Genomic DNA, 16,491 nt, shown 5'->3' with positions numbered 1-16,491 from the left:
GCAACAAAAATCACAGTTATGAAAATGTTGCAACAAAAATGTCACGCGGCGGTGATTTTACGGCTGATGATCGGCGGTTTTGGCTCTTTTCAGTTGACGGAAGCCGTCGCGTATGTCGCTTTCAATGGCCGCCCGCAGGCTGGAGCCGTCGCGTTCACCGATGGCTTCGATCGCCGCCCGGTGATTGTGGACGCCATATTTTGCCAGGGCAAACTCGGGATAGAGATCGTTGAACGAGGCGCCGATGCGCAGCCATAGCGGCTCGATCATGCCAAGAAGGTGCGGCAATCCGGCCAGGCGGTAAATGAAGAAATGGAATTCCTTATTGTGCCAGAGTGCATCCGCATAGCGCGCTTCATCGAGCGCGGCGTCGATCAGCGCCTGGATGGCCTCCAGCTCGGCAACAATGGTTTGCGTCCCCTCAGACCCGGCCCGCTCGGCGGCAAGTCCCTCCAGTGCAAGGCGGATGAGGGTAATCTCTTCAAGGATTTGGCTATCAAGGTGCGGCACGATGACCGTCTTTGGCCCGGTATAGACAAGTGCCCCTTCAAGGACCAGGCGGTTGATCGCATCGCGTGCGGGGGTCGAACTGACGCCAAGCGCATCGGCGGCGGCGCGAACCGTCAATTTGTGCCCCGGCCTATAGGTGCCGCGGATCAGGCTTTCCTTCAATTTCTCATAGGCAATATCACCCAGGCGCACGGGTGGCCTGGCCGGCGCTGCTGCTTCGGCCACTGAAGACTCAGGCATTTTATTTTCCCATCGTTGACTTTGCAACTATTGTGTTGCATCAAAATAGTTGTGTGATGTTAATGCGAACAGTGTGTGACATCACCGTGTCATAGCATTTTCTGACGGCACCGTCCCGCGGTCAATCGCAAAATAGTGCGAAGGCCTTCGCAAACGATGTCGCACCATTACCCCCGCAAGGGGCATGAAGCGCAGTTTCGTCATCACGCATATTGTCAGGGAGAGGGAAATGATCGGGCAGTCGCTCATGCTCAATGGAGTGCGCAAACGCTATGAGGACGCTTTGGCCGTTGCCGATGTTTCGTGCCAGGTCGAACCCGGTGAATTCCTGTCGATCCTTGGCCCCTCCGGTTCGGGAAAGTCGACGCTTCTGACGATGATTGCGGGGTTTGAAACACCCGATGCCGGCTCCGTCCTCATCGGCGGCCGCGACGTGACGGGGCTGGCGCCCAACCGGCGCAACATCGGAATGGTGTTTCAGAAATACGCACTCTTTCCGCACATGACCGTCGAGGACAATGTCGGCTTTGCCCTGCGCATGCGCCGTCTGCCGAGGCCCGATATCGTCCACCGTGTGCACAGGGCGCTGCGGCTCGTGCATCTGGACATGCTGGGACTGCGTTATCCACACCAATTGTCGGGGGGGCAGCAGCAGCGGGTTGCGCTAGCAAGGGCGCTGGTGTTCGAGCCGCCCCTGCTCTTGATGGACGAGCCGCTGGGGGCGCTCGACAAGAATCTGCGCGAGGCGATGCAGCTTGAGATCAAATCATTGCACAAGGAACTCGGAGCGACCGTTGTCTATGTCACGCACGATCAGGATGAAGCGCTGAGCATGTCGGATCGTGTTGCCGTCATGCTCAACGGCACGCTGGCGCAGATCGGCACGCCGGTCCAACTCTATACGCAGCCACGCTCGGCCTTTATCGCCCAGTTCATCGGCAAGATGAATCTGATCGATTGCGAATGTCTCGGCATTGAGGCTGATTCGGTTGTTGTGCGTCTGTCCGGGACGTCGAGCCTGGCAGTCCCGCTGTCCAACTGTATCGGTCACCAAACTTTCCGGCGCGGCGTGCGGGTCCAACTTGCCGTGCGCCCCGAACGCCTGACGATTGCACCACCAGGCGAGCCGCATGCCGCCGTTTTCGGCCATGTGCGCACAAGCATTTTCGTCGGCGCCTTTCGCATCGTTCTGGTCGAGATCACCGCCATGGGAAATCCCATAATCCAGATTCAGGTGGCAGCATCCGTTCCCCTGCCCTTTGCCCAGCCCGGCGCTGCGGTCGCTCTCATTCCCGATGAGGGCGCCGCGCAATTGTTTGCTGTCGCAGACGGTGGCCTGCAATGACCGGCCAGGCCAAGCGTGAGCTTGCCGAACCCCTCCCTGTCCGGAAAGAGGCATGCCGGGTGCATTCGGCCCGGTCATTCGGACCCGCACTGACCGTGCTCCTGCTGGCGCCGCTGCTTGTGCTTTTGCTGCTCGGCTTTGTCTATCCGATCGCCTATCTCGTCAAGCTCAGCCTGTTGGTCCCGCAATTTGACACGGCACATTATCGCCGGCTTTTCAGCGATCCTCTCTATATCGACGTCATGGTGCGAACGGTCAAAATCGCGGTCGCGGTCATGGGACTGAGCTTTCTCCTGGGCTATCCGATCGCGCTGGTCATGGCGGGAAAACGGCGGCGCCTGTCACTGCTTGCCGGGGGATGTGTGCTGATCGCCCTCTGGTCTCCCGTCCTGGTCCGCTCCTACGCCTTTATCGTGCTTCTCCAGCGCAACGGTCTCATTAACACCCTTTTGCATCAGACGGGATTGAGCGCGACGGGCTTGCGCATGATCTATACCGAAGGGGCGGTTATTCTGGCCATGACGCATATTCTCCTGCCATTCATGATTCTGCCGATCTTCGTTGCCCTGCGCGCCATCCCGCACCATTACGGTCAGGCCGCGCGCAATCTGGGCGCCGGACCGGTTGCCGCCTTTCTTCGTATAACGCTGCCGCTGAGTTTGCCGGGCGTCTTTGCCGGTTGTGTCATCTGCTTCATTCTCGCCCTCGGCTTTTACATTACGCCGGCGCTCGTCGGCGGCCCCGGCAGCCTGATGGCAGCCACCCTCATCGGCCAGCAGGTCACCGTCCTTCTCGACTGGCCCTTTGCCGCAGCGCTGGCAACGGTGCTGCTCCTGTCCACTTTGTTGCTCGTCCTCATGTTCCGCAAGGTGCTCGCAACCAGCCGGGGATTTGACCATGTCCACTGAACAAGCCGCATGCCCGCCGACCGCCGGAAAAACGATGCTGCTTGCCGATCTGGGGTCCGGCCGGCGGCGATATCAATTGCCGGTAGCGCTCGGCTGCAACCTTGCGGTCGGGCTCATCTTGCTGTTCCTCGTGGTCCCAACGCTGATTGTTGCCGCCCTATCGTTCGGCAACGCATCGCATATGGAGTTTCCGCTGCATGGCCTGAGTCTGCGCTGGTATGAGGCCTATTTCAACGATCCCGCCTGGATGGCCGCCACCGTTTTCAGTCTCAAAATCGCTGTGGCAACGACATTCGCATCAACCCTTGCCGGAACGCTGGCGGCCATCGGTCTGGTGCGCGGCAGGCTGCCTGGCCTGGCCATCATCGAGGCTTTGGTACTTGGTCCGCTCATCATTCCCCATATTGTCTTGGGTGTCGCGCTCTATCTTGTCTTTGCGCCAATACACTTGACCGGGAACTTCGCCGGCTTTCTCATTGCCCATACGGTGCTGGCGGTACCCTATGTGGTCATCAATGTTTCCGCCGCCCTGCAACGCTTCGATTTTGCGCTGGAACGGGCCGCGCTCAGCTGCGGCGCCAACCGGGCGCAGGCCTTCATCCACGTCGTTTTGCCCAACATTCTGCCAGCGGTCGTCGCCAGCGCCGGCTTTGCCTTCCTGTCCTCCTTCGATGAGGCAACGGTGGCCTTCTTTCTGTCCGATGTCGGCGGAAAAACCGTCACTAGCAAGATGTTCGAGGATATCGATTTTAACCTGACGCCGGTCATTGCCGCCATTTCAACCATGCTGATGGGGGTCTCGTTCCTGCTGATGGGGCTCATCCACCAGGTGCGGCGCCGCTGACCGCCGCGCAGGGCAATCGGCCGCGTATCCAGACAAACATCAACGGGAGACACAATCCATGCGAACAGGAACAAAATATAGGAGGCGCGTCGTCAGCAATCTGGCAGCCTGCCTGCTATTGGGCGTGACAGGCGGTGCTGCCCTGGCCAATGAGGTGGTGGTTGCGACAACGGGCGGCGCCTATGAAAAGGCGCTGCGCGAAGCATGGTTTGATCCCTTCACGCGGCAGACCGGCATCCGCATTGTCACGGTGGCCGGCTCCAACAGCCAGATGCGATCCAAGGCCGCGGCCATGGTTGCCGCAGACAATGTCACCTGGGACCTGTTCATGCAGGGCGAAATTCAGGCAAGTTCCGATCAACATCGCCAGGTGGCGCAGGATCTGAGCGATTTCTGCCGGCAGTTTGCCGGGCGTGCCGACCTGCCGGGCGATACGTGCACGCCCGCCGGGGTTCGCCTTCTGTCCAATGCCACGCTCTTGAGTTTTCGCAGCGATGCCTTCAAGGGAGCAACGCCGGAGACCTGGGCGGATATGTGGGACACACAAAGGTTCCCCGGCGGGCGCGCCTTTCCCAATTTCGATGATCCCTGGCGTGTCATGGCCGCTGCGCTTCTTGCCGATGGCGTGCCGCGCAGCGCCCTCTTTCCCCTGGATATCGACCGTGCGCTGGCCAAGCTTGATCAGATCCGCCCTGCCGTTTCTCTGTGGTGGAAGACGGGCGATCAAAGCGTGCAGGGGATGCGCAATGGTGACTATTCCATCGGGCAGATATGGCTTTCCCGGGCGCAGGCGTTGAAGAATGAGGGGCTGCCGGTGGCATGGAGCTACAAGGCATCGTTTCTTGTCTCCGACCGCATCGCCCTTCTCAAACAGGCGCCCAACCGCGAGAATGCACTCAAACTGGCGGCCTTTTGGCTCAATTCGCCGGAAGCGCAGGCAAAGGTCTGCGAGGCTTTGTCCTGCACACCGCCTTCGGCGGCGGCGATCGCGTTGATGTCGCCGCAGGCGCGCGCCACCATGCCCAGTTCCGATGACGTCAAGACCTATCTGGTGGTGCCGGATAGCCAATGGATCAATGCCCATGCGGCAAGAATGCTGGAGCGGTGGAATGCCTGGATTCGCTGAGGGCTGCGGCACAACACGGGACATCGCGACAATGAACGACAAATCCCCGCGCATCATGGTCGGCCGCTTCTGGCACGAATCCAACGGCTTCAATCCGCATTTCACCCAGGGCAGCGATTTCCAGCTGGCGGAGGGCGAAACACTGATCGCGCAGGCCCGTTCATCCTCAACCACATTGGCGGGGATCATTGCGGCGCTGCAACGGCACGCGGTGCAGATCCTGCCGAGCCTGTCCGCCATCGCCGCCCCCGGCGGACTTGTCGATCACGACTTTTTCGAACAGATCAAGGCCAGATTCGTCGCCGACATACAGCGTCTCAAGCCCGATGCCATTGCATTGGAATTGCACGGCGCCATGGGCACAACGCAGCTTGCCGATGCGGAGGGCGATCTGCTGGCCGCCCTGCGCCAAGCGGCCGGCAAACACACCACCATCGCCATTGGTCTTGATCTGCATGCCCATGTGACGCAACAGATGCTCGCTGCGGTGGACCTGTGTATTGCCTGCAAGGAAAATCCACATTCGGATGTCGTTGAATGCGGGAGCAAGGTTGCGGTCTGCCTTCTGGCTGTGCTGCGGGGCGAATTGCGGCCGGTAACGGCCATGGCCAAAGTGCCGATGGTCCTGCCTGGTGCGGCAGAAACGGCGGCAGGGCCGCTGCTCGAGATTCACGATGAGGCCAGGAGACTGGCCAAGGCGGATCCGGCGATCTGGGATATTTCCCTGTTCAACGTGTTCCGTTACGCGGATGATCACGGCATCGGTCAGGCGGCGCTGGTGCTGACCAACAATAATCCGGCAAGCGCCGAACGGGCCGCTGCTCCGCTGGCCGCCGCCTTCTGGCACAAGCGCATGCGGTTTCAAGACGAACTGGTTGCCATCGGTGACGCGCTGACGATGGCGGCAGCGCGGCCGGATGCACGGCCCCTTGTTCTTGCCGATATGGGCGACCGCGTCCTTGCCGGTGCACCGGGGGACAGTACGGCCATATTGGCGGCCGCACTTCATGCACCCTGCCGGTTGCGCGGCGCCATTCCCATTACCGATCCTGAGGCTGTCGCACAGGCATTTGCCGCAGGTCGCGACAGCGAGTTATCCCTGCATCTGGGCGGAAAAATAACCCCGGGTTTCCGGCCCCTTTCCGTGCGCGCCAGGGTCATTCACCTCAGCGACGGAAACTTCGTGCTTGCGGGACCGTTTCAGGGGGGCGAACCCAGCGCAATGGGTCCGACAGCCACGCTGCTGGTCGACGGGCGTCTTTCCCTAGTTGTCACCAGCAAACCCGCCTTCAGTCATGATCCTGCGGTCTTCACCAGTCAGGGTGTGGTGATCGGGGCGCAGGATTTTGTCGTTGTGAAATCAGGATATCATTTCAAACTGAACTTTGCCGCACTGGCAAAGCCTGTGCTCGTCCGCACGCCGGGCCTTGGCTATTACACCAGGGGTTCCCTCGTCTACCGCCAGGCGATTTTCTGGCCTGAGCATGATGTTCCTCCACCGGTCGTCACGCCACAAATATTTACGAGAAACGCTCCGTTGGCCACGCCGATGGATGTACCCTCATGAGGGGCGCGGGAGTGGTGCAGCCAGTTCATAGCGCCGATAGACCGCGTCACGATAGGTGCCCGTGCTGTGATAGGCAAAGCCGATCTTGTGCAACACGCGGACCGATGGGGCGTTGGCCGGGCGGACAAGGCCGACCAGTCTCCTCATCCCGCAGGCAAAGAAGGCAAAATCCACGAGCTGTTGCGCTGCCTCGGTCGCCAGTCCCCTGCCCGACGCGGCCATGGTAAAACAGTAGCCCAGTTCGACATCGTCCCGGTCAAGGCTACGCAGTCCACAGCGCCCGGCAAATACCAGATCACCATTTGCCTGCTTCTCGTAGACGATGAAAAAGCCAAATCCATACTCCTGCCATTCCCTCAGATAAAGGCGCAGACGTTCGTCGGATTGCGCCCGTGTCATGGCGGTTCCGGCGGATGTCAGTTCAACCACAAGGGGATCGGTGTGCAGACGATAGAGCGTCGACGCATCGGATATCCGCACGGGCCGCATGTAGAGGCGTTGTGTTTCAAGCAGCGGAATGTCCCGTCCCGGACGATGCGGCTGGGTCATGTGTCAACCTGCGCTGGGTACGCCCAGTCTGTCATGCGCCGGTCGCGGGCCGGCCGCACACCTCGGCAAGCGACCGGCAGAGTGCCGTGATTTCCGCTGGCGTGTGCCCGGCAGTCGGACAGATGCGCAGTCCAGCGCATCCTTTGGCAACGGTTGGAAAGAAAATGGCCGAGACGTAGATGCCCTGATCGAGAATGGATCGGGCAGCGCCAATCGTTGCAAGCTCGTCGCCGATGATCATGGTTCTGATCGGAAAGGCAGTGCCGGAGAGTGGCGTGGGGCAGAGCTGGTCGAACTGGATCAATCGCTCCTGCTGGCTTTTTTGCAGCACGGCCAATTCCGCAGTTCTGTGCACCGCTTCCGACGCCAGAGCAGCGCCAATGGCGGCCAGATTGGGCGAGGCGGAAAACGCGTGCGAGACTGAAAATCGCCGGAAAAGATCGGATTGATGCGCGGTACCAAGCATCAGAATCCCGCCCGATGCTCCAAATCCCTTGCCAAGCGACGCGGCGATGATGGTCCGATCACCGAGCGGTCCGGAGATATGTGAGCGGGCATAGCCTTCTCCCGCTTTGCCGAACAGTGAAATGCCGTGAGCGTCGTCAATATATAGGAAGAGGTTTTGCCGCGCTTGCAGATCGAGCAAATCACCGATTGGCGCTGCGCCTCCCATTGAATAAATGCCATCGCATATATAGGCAACGCACCGGTTCCGGCGACAGATCGCGTCCAGCCTGTCGAGGTCATTGTGTTCGATGGTGTGTACTTCCGCCTCCTCGGCCAGGGTGCCTTTGTGAAACGCCAATGTGGCATGCGCCAGACGGTCGAACACCATGACGGGTTTTATGCCCTGGGTCAGATGACCGGACGCGAGAAGCGGCAAGGCGCCCATATTGGCCGCAAGAACGCTCGAATAGGCAATCACATGGGCGGAAAAGAGGTCGGATAGTCCTTCTTCCAACTGCCCTAGCAGCGCAAAATTGAGACGTGTGCGGGCACAGGACCAGTGCAGCGTACCGCATTGCTCGAGCGCGCGCACCGCGCCCGCGATGATCTGCGGATGGTTGTCCAGCCCAAGGTAGGAGCAGCGCACGAAATCGACGATGCGGCAGGGCATTTTATCGGCATTGAGCAATTCGACGCTCCGGCCGCCGCGCGGATGGGCATAAAGGGCCATCAGTCCCTGAAGATGCGCGGCGGCAAAATGCGGCGCGGCATGCTCAATGAGCTTCTGCGTGTTGCGACGGTGCGCACCTACGCCGCGCGCGGTGGTTGTCTGGTCAATCATGCCGATCCCTCAAAATCGCTGTTTGGAATGAATATTAGTCGCTCAATACGGTAGATTCACAGTTATTCTATAGTTATTCTGAAGTATTACATTATTTCAGAGGGAAATAGGTAAATATTATGAGAAATTACAAGAATATATCGTCACGTAAAGGAAGTTTTTAGGTGTATTCTTTGCGTATAGGTCAATATTTTTGCAAATCTGCCCATTGTGAACAAGGCCCCGTCATTTTCACGATTGCGCGCGCGAGGCTTCGTCATTGACAAAGGCATACCCTATCGAGCGAATGGTACGGATGAGGTTCATACCGGTTTCTCGTTTCAGCAATCGCCGCAACCGGCCGATATGAACGTCGACAGTGCGTGGTTCGACATGGACGTTTTCCGGCCACGCCGCGCGGACCAATTCTTCGCGACTGAAAATCTTGCCGGGAAACTGCGCCACAACGCAAAGTATCTTGAATTCAATCGGGCTGAGATGAATGCTCTTGCCATCATGCCGGTGGACGCGGAACTTATCAGGCAATATGGTCAGGCCGCCAACGGAAAGCCGTGATTTGCTCTCGCCCGGGCGATTGCAATCGCGCCCGGGACCGACGATGGTCCGGAGGCTGGACAAGAACCACTGCGGCGCAACTGGCCGTGCAAACACCTGATCAACACCGGCCTTGAGCAGGCCGATATAGGATTTGTCGCAACCGGACACAACGCGGGCGATGATTGGTACTTTGCCTCCGGTCTGTCCGGAGCGAAACTTTGCACAGATTTCCGCGGCGAATTTAAAATCCTGCTCGCAGTCAAGAATGATGGCAGCAACATTGCCGGCCTCTTCCAGGCGCACAGCCTCATCGACCGTTTGGGCAATCTCGCTGCGGAACCCTTCTGCCTCGAATATATGCTGCAGCATGAGGAAGAACTCGGCATCGTGCGAACAGATCACAATTACAGGTGCCATCTTCCGTTCCTTTGTGGGTTGCAGTGTTCACCAGAGCAGTTTATGACAGGCGGGTCATTTTTGTTGCAACAAAATATGACAACAAATGTGAGAAGAGAAGTTATATTTTGCTGCTCGCATGTTGCGGGGGAGAAAGGAAAGCCGCCGTTTGCCCGTCGTTTTGAGCTAGGACATATCATCCATGCTTGGGGGCTTTTGCTTGTGCTGACGAGCAGCATTTGGATGTTTAGGCATGAAAGTATGGAAATGTGCTGCTGAAGCATGGGGCCAGTTGCGTGCATCAATTGCCAGGGACGACACGAAGATCGGGATTTTCCTGATGTGTCTCACGTGTCCGTGAGGACGAACGTCCGGCAATTGACACTGACCCCGCCGGCTTCACCTGGGAACATGCCATGCTTAAAGACGATACTTCGCGTTCCGATCCTGAACTGGCGATCTGGAACGAACGGGACATTGAAAAGGCAATTGCAGCCACGCGGTTGCTGTACGGCAAGAGAGCCAGCGTTGCAGCAGCCTGGTATGCGCTTGCGGCGCGCTGCGATGGTCGAAGGGCCGACTATCGGTTCTGGTTTGGTATCTTTGAACGCCTTCGCGCGGAAACCGGCGCGGCGGCTGGCTCAGATGCAGGCTAGACAACGGTCGTTTGCGATCATTGCCGGGCGGTTGCGATCGTTCGGTTCATCCCAGCACTTGTTTCCCGTGTCGGAGCTGACAAAACGCGGGCAAACCTATGGCTTTTTCCCTTCTGCAACGGAATGGCCGTCGGTCGCCGCACTGTGCGGATTGTCCACCGTCATGTCCGCCCATGTACCAATCAATTCGGTGACCGGTACGTCGAGCTCCCGGCATAGAGCATAAAGCAGGCCCAGGGAAACATTAGCGCGGCCGCGCATGATACGTGTCATATAGGTGTTGGACACGCCAACCCTGCTGGCCAGTTCATGCAATTTGAAACGCTCGCGTTTGCGCAGCGTTGCGAGCGATGCTGCCAGCCGCAATTGAAAAATACCCAGCTCTACGCTTTCCTCGAGCGGGGCACTGTATTTTGGCATTCATTTTTCCTCAAATCACTGTTGCTGGCTGAGTATAGCATACACTCTAGTGGGATTTGTATCCGCTCTGTCATGATGGGTCGCCGTCGGGCCTGCATCACACCCAGGGCACGAGAGTGCGCAGATCATGATGATCTGCGTTGTCCATTGCGGCGAGGCTGCCCATGGCAGAAGCGGCAGTTTCTGGGGCTGTGGTCTGCCACTGATCCACTGGCACATCGGGCTCAACAATGCGGTTGAAGACGGGGCCGGTTTTGAGTGACTGTGCTCTTGTCAGCGTTTTACGATCTATAGCACATTGGCCTGACATTCACGGTTGTCCCCTCCCCTCCCCTCCTCTGGCACTGACGAATTGTCGGCGGCGTGCGTTGCAAGCGGTGCTGAGAGTTGGCAGCTTGTTTTGGTTTGGCAGGATAGGACTTCTCGTTGAGAAGCCCGTTTCGCCCGCGGGGCGATTGCCTGCATCCCGGCTGATCTCTGGCCTGCGGGATGCTTCTTCTCAGGCTCATTTGCCGGGGATCATGTGATTGACAGATGGAACGCAGGACAATGTTTTCAGCGGTCGTGCCGATCCAAAAGTATGAACAAGATGGATTTCGCTTGCAGTTCTCCAAAAATAAAATATAACTCTAGTTGGCTTTTTGTTATGCGCCTCATCGAAGCTGAAACCTTCCCGGCTGATGATCGCTTATTGCTCGTGGGCTGGATCTCATTTCTGATGCAGTCCCATGGTGCGAACTTTCAAGAAGCGGGTTCGGCCAGGCAGGGAAATCCGAGTTTTTCGCATCTCGATCTGGCGGTGCGATCATTGGAAACGGATCAAAGAGTGAGAGCTGTGAATGCTCTCAGGTGAGACTCGATCGGTGGGCAAGCAGATTCGAACCGGTTGATCACAGCGATCGTTGGTTAAAGATCAGGATGCCAAGTGTCATGCCACACAAATCATCTGCCGACGGCTTGCCCGTATTGAATGACCATCGGGCACTGCCGACATATTTTGAGAATATCGAAAAGGATGATGATCGGGGCAGTCCGCCCAAGCGTCCCCTGCCCTTTGTGGTATCCGGGTTGTCGTCCTTGCGTGCGGCGCGCAGATTCGGCGTGGCGACAGCATTTAGCCGTGCGCGCGGCAACAATGCGGTTGTACTGAAAGTTCTCAGCTATGGTGCTGGTGTTAGATCTGCGCGCAATGTTCTTGCCTATTTGGCAAAGGAGGAGCGGGCTGTCGATCAACATGGCCACGAAGTTGCCGACGTAAACAGAACGATCGAAGAATGGAGCCAGGAATTCAAGGGGCGGGCCGGCTCGAAAGATATCCTCATTCTACGTTATCTACTGACCAATGCGAGTGGCGACAGGATCAGCAAAGCCATGATGCGCATTGGCAATGAAGGACTACATGATGACCAGGATACGGAGCGATCATTGGCATATAGCGCCGAGCCGGCGGCGTGCGACCAGATGCTGTTGACGCTTGCCATAATTATCGCCCCTGAAAAGCATGATCGGGCCGATAGGCACAAAGAAGGTAGATTGAAGCCCACGGAAGACGCGCGCGAAAGGATTCATCGCAACATTGAACGCTATCTGGGTGGCGAAGGGATTGTGGTGGCATTGCGGAAAGGTTTCGAAACAACCACCGGGCGGAAGGGCCTGAGCGCCGCGCTCCGTTCGATGGGACGACGTGGGGCGGCTGTTACAATCTCGACCAAGACATACATCAAATATCGAGAAGGCAAGATCGGTGAGTATGAACGCGGTTCTCAGCGGCGTACAGTCGTCACAAACAATCACAGAGAGATCAGCCGGGAAAGCGCGGTCATTGCCTCTTTGATGAGTAGTCAACAAAGCCGTGACTTCATGCATCTTTTGATTTCGGCACCGGCAGACACCGATCGCGACAATTTCATCAAAGCAGGTGCAGCTTTTCTGCAGACCCAATTTGCCGGCCACCGGTACGCTTACGCAATTCACAACCGCAACGAAGCGCGACGGCATCCGCATCTTCATGTCATCGTTGCCATGAATGATGGTCACGGAAAACGCCTCGATCCCAATATCCGTGATTTTTCGAATTGGCGGGTTTGCTTTGCCGAAAAGGCCCGCGAACATGGCATCAAACTGGAGCCGCAAAAGCGCACGGACCGCGCTGCGCCTCCGGCGATAAAGCGATGGGAATGGGAACTATTCCGCCGTCTAGGCATGGCAGCTCCGCCGACGCTTGCGCAAAAGGTCTGCATGAAGTTGTTTGACCGGCCGACGGCACCTCGGCTTGCTGCGGCAAGGGTAAGGTTCGAGACGACGCGAAGAAATCTGATCCGTGTGATTGAATTGCTTGATGAATTGAGCAGAGACCGCAATGGCCCCAGCACCGCACGCGAACTGAGTAAAGAACTGCATGATGGGCTTTCACGCGAATATCAGCGATTGGAGTGCACACTGCACGACCGCCGTAATCCTATCTTGGAAAGAAATGCGATCCACGAAACCAGGACAGTATATCTCTCTCGTTCTCAGGCCGATAGCGCCAAGGAGCACATTGCGAGAAGGATTACCGCCACGGCAGCTTTGATTCAGGATCCGGTTGACCGGCCGATCTTTACCAATGCCGGAGAAGTCATCAATCGATTGGCGCGCCTTCAGTTGGACGCCCGGATCAATGAAGTCGCTGTAGCGCGAACAGCTGAGCGAAGATCGGTGATTTGCGATGATCCTGGCACCCTACCCGGGCATCGTGCGCTTCCCACTGAACTTCAAGGCCTCAACACCGTTGCAAAGAAGATTGGCCGTGTCGTGGACGTAAAAGCAAAGTCGGAGCGATTTAATGCGGGTGAAAATCTCAAAGGCATGGTGCCCGACAAGGATCACGGTCGGATGATCGCAAAGGAAAGGAGCCGCATGCGGTGACCTGCATCCTGGTGGAGAGGGCTTTCACATTGTGTTGCGACGTCAGCGAGTGCATCACGCACAATGTTTGTGGTGCTTGTGTCTCCAGGACGGATCGTCTGGATTGCACTGCGTCTCTCACAATTGCGGGGCGTCCATTGCGAACAATGGGCCAATGCGTGGTGATGATCCAATTGGGGTGCTCGCAGCCCTTTGCGGGTTGTGCTCAATACGAGCTGGCCGTTGGGAGTTTGCATTCAAACCTGGTTGTCATCATCAAACGATATTGGGGATGGGGAAGACGTTCTCATCATCTTCACCGATCCACTGTATTCGGCATGGCCGACAGTCGAGCAAGGGAGCTATGATCTTGTTGCGGTTTCCGGTCGTCGCATGGAGCCGGTGCAAATAGTATTTCTCAATGCCGGCCGTTCAAGCTTTTCGGTTGTTCAATTGAATCCGGGCTCGATGCCATGAGATGTGATGAAGTCGAGCACGGAAATTGACAGCCGTGCAGAATGTGAAAAAATCAAACTGTACCAATGTGTTAAGGGAGGATCAAATGGGTGGAGCCGCCGATGTTTCATTCGATTTGATGAGGTGACGCGCAGCATAATCAAATAACGCAATATGATTGTTAAGGTATTGTTAACCAAAAAAATCTTGCTGTTATTTCCGAATCGGGCATTAATCACACTTCATGAGCACATCGCTTGAGAAAAGCGTTATTCCGGAAACTACCAAATATGAACTTGCAGCCAGATCACGAAATTCAATTCGATTTTGATGAGGAGATTCTCGAACAAGGAGAGCTCATCTCGGATAAATTGAACATGTTGCGTCTGGAGCAGTATCCTCCTAATGCGCTTAAAAGCCTACGACAATTTTCTTCTGCAGAAGTTGCTGAATTTCTTGGTGTAACACAAAACCATATCAAGAAACTGCATTTGGAGGGGAAGGGCCCCGCTCCTGAAGTGTCCGGGTCTGGCCGGCGCTCGTATACAGCCCAGCAGATGCTTGAGCTGAGGCAGTATCTCGACAAGCATGGCCGCTCGGACTTTAAACGCTATGTCCCGTATCGTCGGCACGGCGAAGCGCTTCAGGTGATTTCGGTGGTGAATTTCAAAGGTGGTTCCGGCAAAACCACCACCGCTGCGCATCTCGCTCAGTATCTCGCATTGACCGGACACCGTGTCTTGGCAATCGACCTTGATCCGCAAGCGTCATTATCAGCTTTGCATGGGATACAACCTGAACTGGATAAAAATCCGTCATTGTACGAAGCACTGCGCTACGACGAACATAGAAAATCGATCCGGGACATCATTCGACCTACCAATTTTCCGGGCTTGGATATCGTTCCAGCAAATCTGGAATTGCAGGAGTATGAATATGAGACTCCTCTGGCGGCCTCAAATAAGAGTTCACCGGAGGGAAGGCTTTTTTTCACCCGCATTTCTTCGGCGTTGAAAGAGGTTGATGATCGCTATGATGTCGTTGTCATTGATTGCCCACCGCAGCTCGGATATCTGACGCTGACATCGCTTACGGCGTCAACTTCTGTTTTGATCACCGTGCACCCTCAGATGCTTGACGTGATGTCAATGTCGCAGTTTCTGTTGATGCTGGGCGGAATACTTCAGTCAATCAAGGGCGCGGGCGCTGCCGTTAGGCTGAAATGGTTTCGCTATCTTGTGACCCGCTATGAGCCAACAGACGGGCCGCAGGCCCAGATGGTTGGTTTTCTGCAGGCCCTTTTCAACAAACGGATGCTCAAAAGCCAAATGCTGAAGTCCACCGCCGTTGCGGATGCGGGGATTACCAAGCAGACCCTTTATGAAGTCGAAAAGAGCCAGTTCACGCGTTCAACCTACGAGCGCGCAATAGAAAGCCTGAATCTGGTCAATTCCGAGATCGTTTCCCTGGTTCACAAGGCATGGGGGCGCAAGTGATGATTTTGACAGCCGTGCAGAACGTCAATTTTGCACGTTATTTCAAGACGCTAGGGTCGATTTGTGGAGGTAATGATGGCTAGAAAGGACCTTTTAGCAAGCATAACCGCCTCCTTGGCCGAGGACCAACAGGCGCATTCACCATCGGGGGCCCGATCCGAATATGCCAAGCGTGGCGCGTCCCGCTCAATGATGCAGTCACTTGATGAACTTGCTGAAAATTCTATTCGGATGCTGGACGGCGAAACTGTCGTTTCCCTTGATCCCAGCGACCTCGATGGTTCCTTCATCGCCGATCGAATTGGGGAGGACGATGATGCATATCTGGAATTGAGGGAAGCAATTCGCCACTCGGGACAGTCCACGCCTATTCTGGTGCGTCCTCATCCGGATGATCCCAGACGGTATATGATCGTGTTCGGTCACAGACGGGCAAAAGTTGCAAGAGAGCTCGGATTCAAAGTTCGTGCGATCATAAAGCCGCTGGCTGATATCGAACATGTGCTCGCACAAGGCCAGGAAAATACCGCGAGAGCAGACCTTTCCTTCATCGAGAAAGCATTATTTGCGCGCAAACTCATGGATAGTGGGATGACAAAGGAGACGGTCAAGTCCGCTCTGACTATTGATGACACCCTTCTATCCAGAATGATCTCTGTCGTCGACACAGTGCCAGCGATTGTCTTGGAAGCCGTAGGTGCCGCAAAGGGCGTCGGTCGGGACCGCTGGGAGGAGCTGAAGAAGCTCGTACAGATTACAGGCAATGCAGCCAAGGCAATCGAGTTTATTGGATCCAAGGACTTCAAAGTCGGCACCCAAGAGGGCTTTAACCTCCTTCTCAATCACATCAAGGCATCAAAAAAGCAGAAAACGCCCAAGCGTGTGGTTGATCAAGGGATCTGGATTCCTGATGACAAGTTGGTCAGCGTGACGAGTAAGCCAAGACCTAAGGGTTTCTCGCTCGACCTGACAGATAAGGAAGCGAAACCATTCGGTGAATGGATTTCGAACAATTTGGATCGTCTGTATGAGACGTTCAAACAGTCAAGGAAGTAGAAACGGAGACTAGAAACCGCACAAGAAAAAAGCCCACCTAAACATCTCTGTCTGGGAAGGCCTCTCTCGTATTCTTAGCAGGTCGAGAATCGCATTTCCGGGAATCAGTGTCAAGCAGAATTGGCGTCGTTTGGGCGGATGGATTTCTTTTGCCTATTGAAAGGTAGAAGACGATGCAGTCGGGGAATGCATTCACGACGCCGTTCGGGCG

Annotated in this window: 16 protein-coding genes; 11 read left to right on the top strand and 5 right to left on the bottom strand. The window is 56.4% G+C overall.

The window, feature by feature from the left end:
• Nucleotides 1-57: 57 nt before the first annotated feature.
• On the bottom strand, nt 58-750 hold the full coding sequence (locus tag C5750_RS25825; protein WP_105738253.1) for a GntR family transcriptional regulator: 693 nt from the start codon (nt 748-750) through the stop codon (nt 58-60).
• A gap of 229 nt (nt 751-979) precedes the next feature.
• Between C5750_RS25825 and C5750_RS25820 the strand changes: the two genes are divergently transcribed.
• From C5750_RS25820 to C5750_RS25800, 5 genes are read left to right on the top strand one after another with little or no spacing between them, the layout of a single operon-like run.
• Nucleotides 980-2,095: an ABC transporter ATP-binding protein gene (locus C5750_RS25820; RefSeq protein ID WP_105738294.1), complete on the top strand. Its 1,116-nt coding sequence runs from the start codon at nt 980-982 to the stop codon at nt 2,093-2,095.
• The gene (locus C5750_RS25815) at nt 2,092-3,003 is read left to right on the top strand and encodes an ABC transporter permease (protein ID WP_105738252.1); all 912 of its coding nucleotides are present in this window, start codon (nt 2,092-2,094) and stop codon (nt 3,001-3,003) included. Before C5750_RS25820 ends, C5750_RS25815 begins: the two co-directional genes overlap by 4 nt.
• Nucleotides 2,993-3,847 (top strand): ABC transporter permease, encoded by an 855-nt coding sequence (locus tag C5750_RS25810; protein WP_245421275.1) that lies wholly within the window; start codon nt 2,993-2,995, stop codon nt 3,845-3,847. Before C5750_RS25815 ends, C5750_RS25810 begins: the two co-directional genes overlap by 11 nt.
• 58 nt (nt 3,848-3,905) lie before the next feature.
• Nucleotides 3,906-4,973: an ABC transporter substrate-binding protein gene (locus tag C5750_RS25805; protein WP_105738250.1), complete on the top strand. Its 1,068-nt coding sequence runs from the start codon at nt 3,906-3,908 to the stop codon at nt 4,971-4,973.
• Nucleotides 4,974-5,004: 31 nt separating this feature from the next.
• Nucleotides 5,005-6,540 carry a M81 family metallopeptidase gene (locus C5750_RS25800; RefSeq protein WP_158531359.1) on the top strand — a complete coding sequence of 512 codons (1,536 nt, stop codon included), beginning with the start codon at nt 5,005-5,007 and terminating at the stop codon, nt 6,538-6,540.
• On the opposite strand, the gene C5750_RS25795 is transcribed toward C5750_RS25800, so the two are convergent.
• From C5750_RS25795 to C5750_RS25785, 3 genes are all read right to left on the bottom strand, one after another.
• The gene (locus C5750_RS25795; protein WP_105738248.1) at nt 6,535-7,089 is read right to left on the bottom strand and encodes a GNAT family N-acetyltransferase; all 555 of its coding nucleotides are present in this window, start codon (nt 7,087-7,089) and stop codon (nt 6,535-6,537) included. The two genes, C5750_RS25800 and C5750_RS25795, sit on opposite strands and share 6 nt — an antisense overlap.
• A 31-nt stretch (nt 7,090-7,120) precedes the next feature.
• A complete protein-coding gene (locus tag C5750_RS25790) occupies nt 7,121-8,377 on the bottom strand; it encodes an aminotransferase class I/II-fold pyridoxal phosphate-dependent enzyme (RefSeq protein WP_105738247.1) in 1,257 nt (418 codons plus the stop codon).
• 231 nt (nt 8,378-8,608) lie between these two features.
• Nucleotides 8,609-9,331 carry a winged helix-turn-helix transcriptional regulator gene (locus C5750_RS25785; RefSeq protein ID WP_105738246.1) on the bottom strand — a complete coding sequence of 241 codons (723 nt, stop codon included), beginning with the start codon at nt 9,329-9,331 and terminating at the stop codon, nt 8,609-8,611.
• Between the two features lie 395 nt (nt 9,332-9,726).
• Between C5750_RS25785 and C5750_RS25780 the strand changes: the two genes are divergently transcribed.
• The gene (locus C5750_RS25780; RefSeq protein ID WP_105738245.1) at nt 9,727-9,966 is read left to right on the top strand and encodes a hypothetical protein; all 240 of its coding nucleotides are present in this window, start codon (nt 9,727-9,729) and stop codon (nt 9,964-9,966) included.
• Nucleotides 9,967-10,062: 96 nt separating this feature from the next.
• Here the strand turns inward: C5750_RS25780 and C5750_RS25775 are convergent, their stop codons facing one another.
• Entirely contained in the window at nt 10,063-10,386 is a 324-nt protein-coding gene (locus C5750_RS25775) for a helix-turn-helix domain-containing protein (RefSeq protein WP_105738244.1), read from the bottom strand.
• A 127-nt stretch (nt 10,387-10,513) separates the two neighbouring features.
• Between C5750_RS25775 and C5750_RS26960 the strand changes: the two genes are divergently transcribed.
• The 5 genes from C5750_RS26960 (at nt 10,514) to repB (ending at nt 16,280) form a co-directional block, all read left to right on the top strand.
• Nucleotides 10,514-10,648 (top strand): hypothetical protein, encoded by a 135-nt coding sequence (locus C5750_RS26960; RefSeq protein WP_280952438.1) that lies wholly within the window; start codon nt 10,514-10,516, stop codon nt 10,646-10,648.
• A 318-nt stretch (nt 10,649-10,966) separates the two neighbouring features.
• Complete coding sequence (locus C5750_RS26455) at nt 10,967-11,239, top strand: hypothetical protein (protein WP_130273097.1); 273 nt, start codon at nt 10,967-10,969, stop codon at nt 11,237-11,239.
• A gap of 77 nt (nt 11,240-11,316) precedes the next feature.
• Nucleotides 11,317-13,293 (top strand): relaxase/mobilization nuclease domain-containing protein, encoded by a 1,977-nt coding sequence (locus C5750_RS25770; RefSeq protein ID WP_105738243.1) that lies wholly within the window; start codon nt 11,317-11,319, stop codon nt 13,291-13,293.
• Nucleotides 13,294-14,018: 725 nt separating this feature from the next.
• Nucleotides 14,019-15,224: a plasmid partitioning protein RepA gene (gene repA / locus C5750_RS25765; RefSeq protein WP_105738242.1), complete on the top strand. Its 1,206-nt coding sequence runs from the start codon at nt 14,019-14,021 to the stop codon at nt 15,222-15,224.
• A gap of 75 nt (nt 15,225-15,299) precedes the next feature.
• A complete protein-coding gene (repB, locus tag C5750_RS25760; RefSeq protein ID WP_105738241.1) occupies nt 15,300-16,280 on the top strand; it encodes a plasmid partitioning protein RepB in 981 nt (326 codons plus the stop codon).
• Nucleotides 16,281-16,491 lie beyond the last annotated feature (211 nt).

Origin of the sequence: Phyllobacterium myrsinacearum (assembly GCF_002980555.1) — a bacterium.
In the GTDB taxonomy this organism is placed as follows: Bacteria; Pseudomonadota; Alphaproteobacteria; order Rhizobiales; family Rhizobiaceae; genus Phyllobacterium; species Phyllobacterium myrsinacearum.
This window is presented reverse-complemented; position numbering and strand designations above follow the sequence as displayed.

What these genes read in the sequence shown, in the direction of transcription:
- C5750_RS25810 (WP_245421275.1), top strand. Translation starts at nt 2,993, where the DNA reads ATGTCCACTGAACAAGCCGCATGCCCGCCGACCGCCGGAAAAACGATG.
- C5750_RS25825 (WP_105738253.1), bottom strand. Translation starts at nt 750, where the DNA reads ATGCCTGAGTCTTCAGTGGCCGAAGCAGCAGCGCCGGCCAGGCCACCC.
- C5750_RS25805 (WP_105738250.1), top strand. Translation starts at nt 3,906, where the DNA reads ATGCGAACAGGAACAAAATATAGGAGGCGCGTCGTCAGCAATCTGGCA.
- C5750_RS25800 (WP_158531359.1), top strand. Translation starts at nt 5,005, where the DNA reads ATGAACGACAAATCCCCGCGCATCATGGTCGGCCGCTTCTGGCACGAA.
- C5750_RS25785 (WP_105738246.1), bottom strand. Translation starts at nt 9,331, where the DNA reads ATGGCACCTGTAATTGTGATCTGTTCGCACGATGCCGAGTTCTTCCTC.
- C5750_RS25820 (WP_105738294.1), top strand. Translation starts at nt 980, where the DNA reads ATGATCGGGCAGTCGCTCATGCTCAATGGAGTGCGCAAACGCTATGAG.
- repA (WP_105738242.1), top strand. Translation starts at nt 14,019, where the DNA reads ATGAACTTGCAGCCAGATCACGAAATTCAATTCGATTTTGATGAGGAG.
- C5750_RS25795 (WP_105738248.1), bottom strand. Translation starts at nt 7,089, where the DNA reads ATGACCCAGCCGCATCGTCCGGGACGGGACATTCCGCTGCTTGAAACA.
- C5750_RS25775 (WP_105738244.1), bottom strand. Translation starts at nt 10,386, where the DNA reads ATGCCAAAATACAGTGCCCCGCTCGAGGAAAGCGTAGAGCTGGGTATT.
- C5750_RS25815 (WP_105738252.1), top strand. Translation starts at nt 2,092, where the DNA reads ATGACCGGCCAGGCCAAGCGTGAGCTTGCCGAACCCCTCCCTGTCCGG.
- C5750_RS25770 (WP_105738243.1), top strand. Translation starts at nt 11,317, where the DNA reads ATGCCACACAAATCATCTGCCGACGGCTTGCCCGTATTGAATGACCAT.
- repB (WP_105738241.1), top strand. Translation starts at nt 15,300, where the DNA reads ATGGCTAGAAAGGACCTTTTAGCAAGCATAACCGCCTCCTTGGCCGAG.
- C5750_RS26455 (WP_130273097.1), top strand. Translation starts at nt 10,967, where the DNA reads ATGAACAAGATGGATTTCGCTTGCAGTTCTCCAAAAATAAAATATAAC.
- C5750_RS26960 (WP_280952438.1), top strand. Translation starts at nt 10,514, where the DNA reads ATGATGATCTGCGTTGTCCATTGCGGCGAGGCTGCCCATGGCAGAAGC.
- C5750_RS25780 (WP_105738245.1), top strand. Translation starts at nt 9,727, where the DNA reads ATGCTTAAAGACGATACTTCGCGTTCCGATCCTGAACTGGCGATCTGG.
- C5750_RS25790 (WP_105738247.1), bottom strand. Translation starts at nt 8,377, where the DNA reads ATGATTGACCAGACAACCACCGCGCGCGGCGTAGGTGCGCACCGTCGC.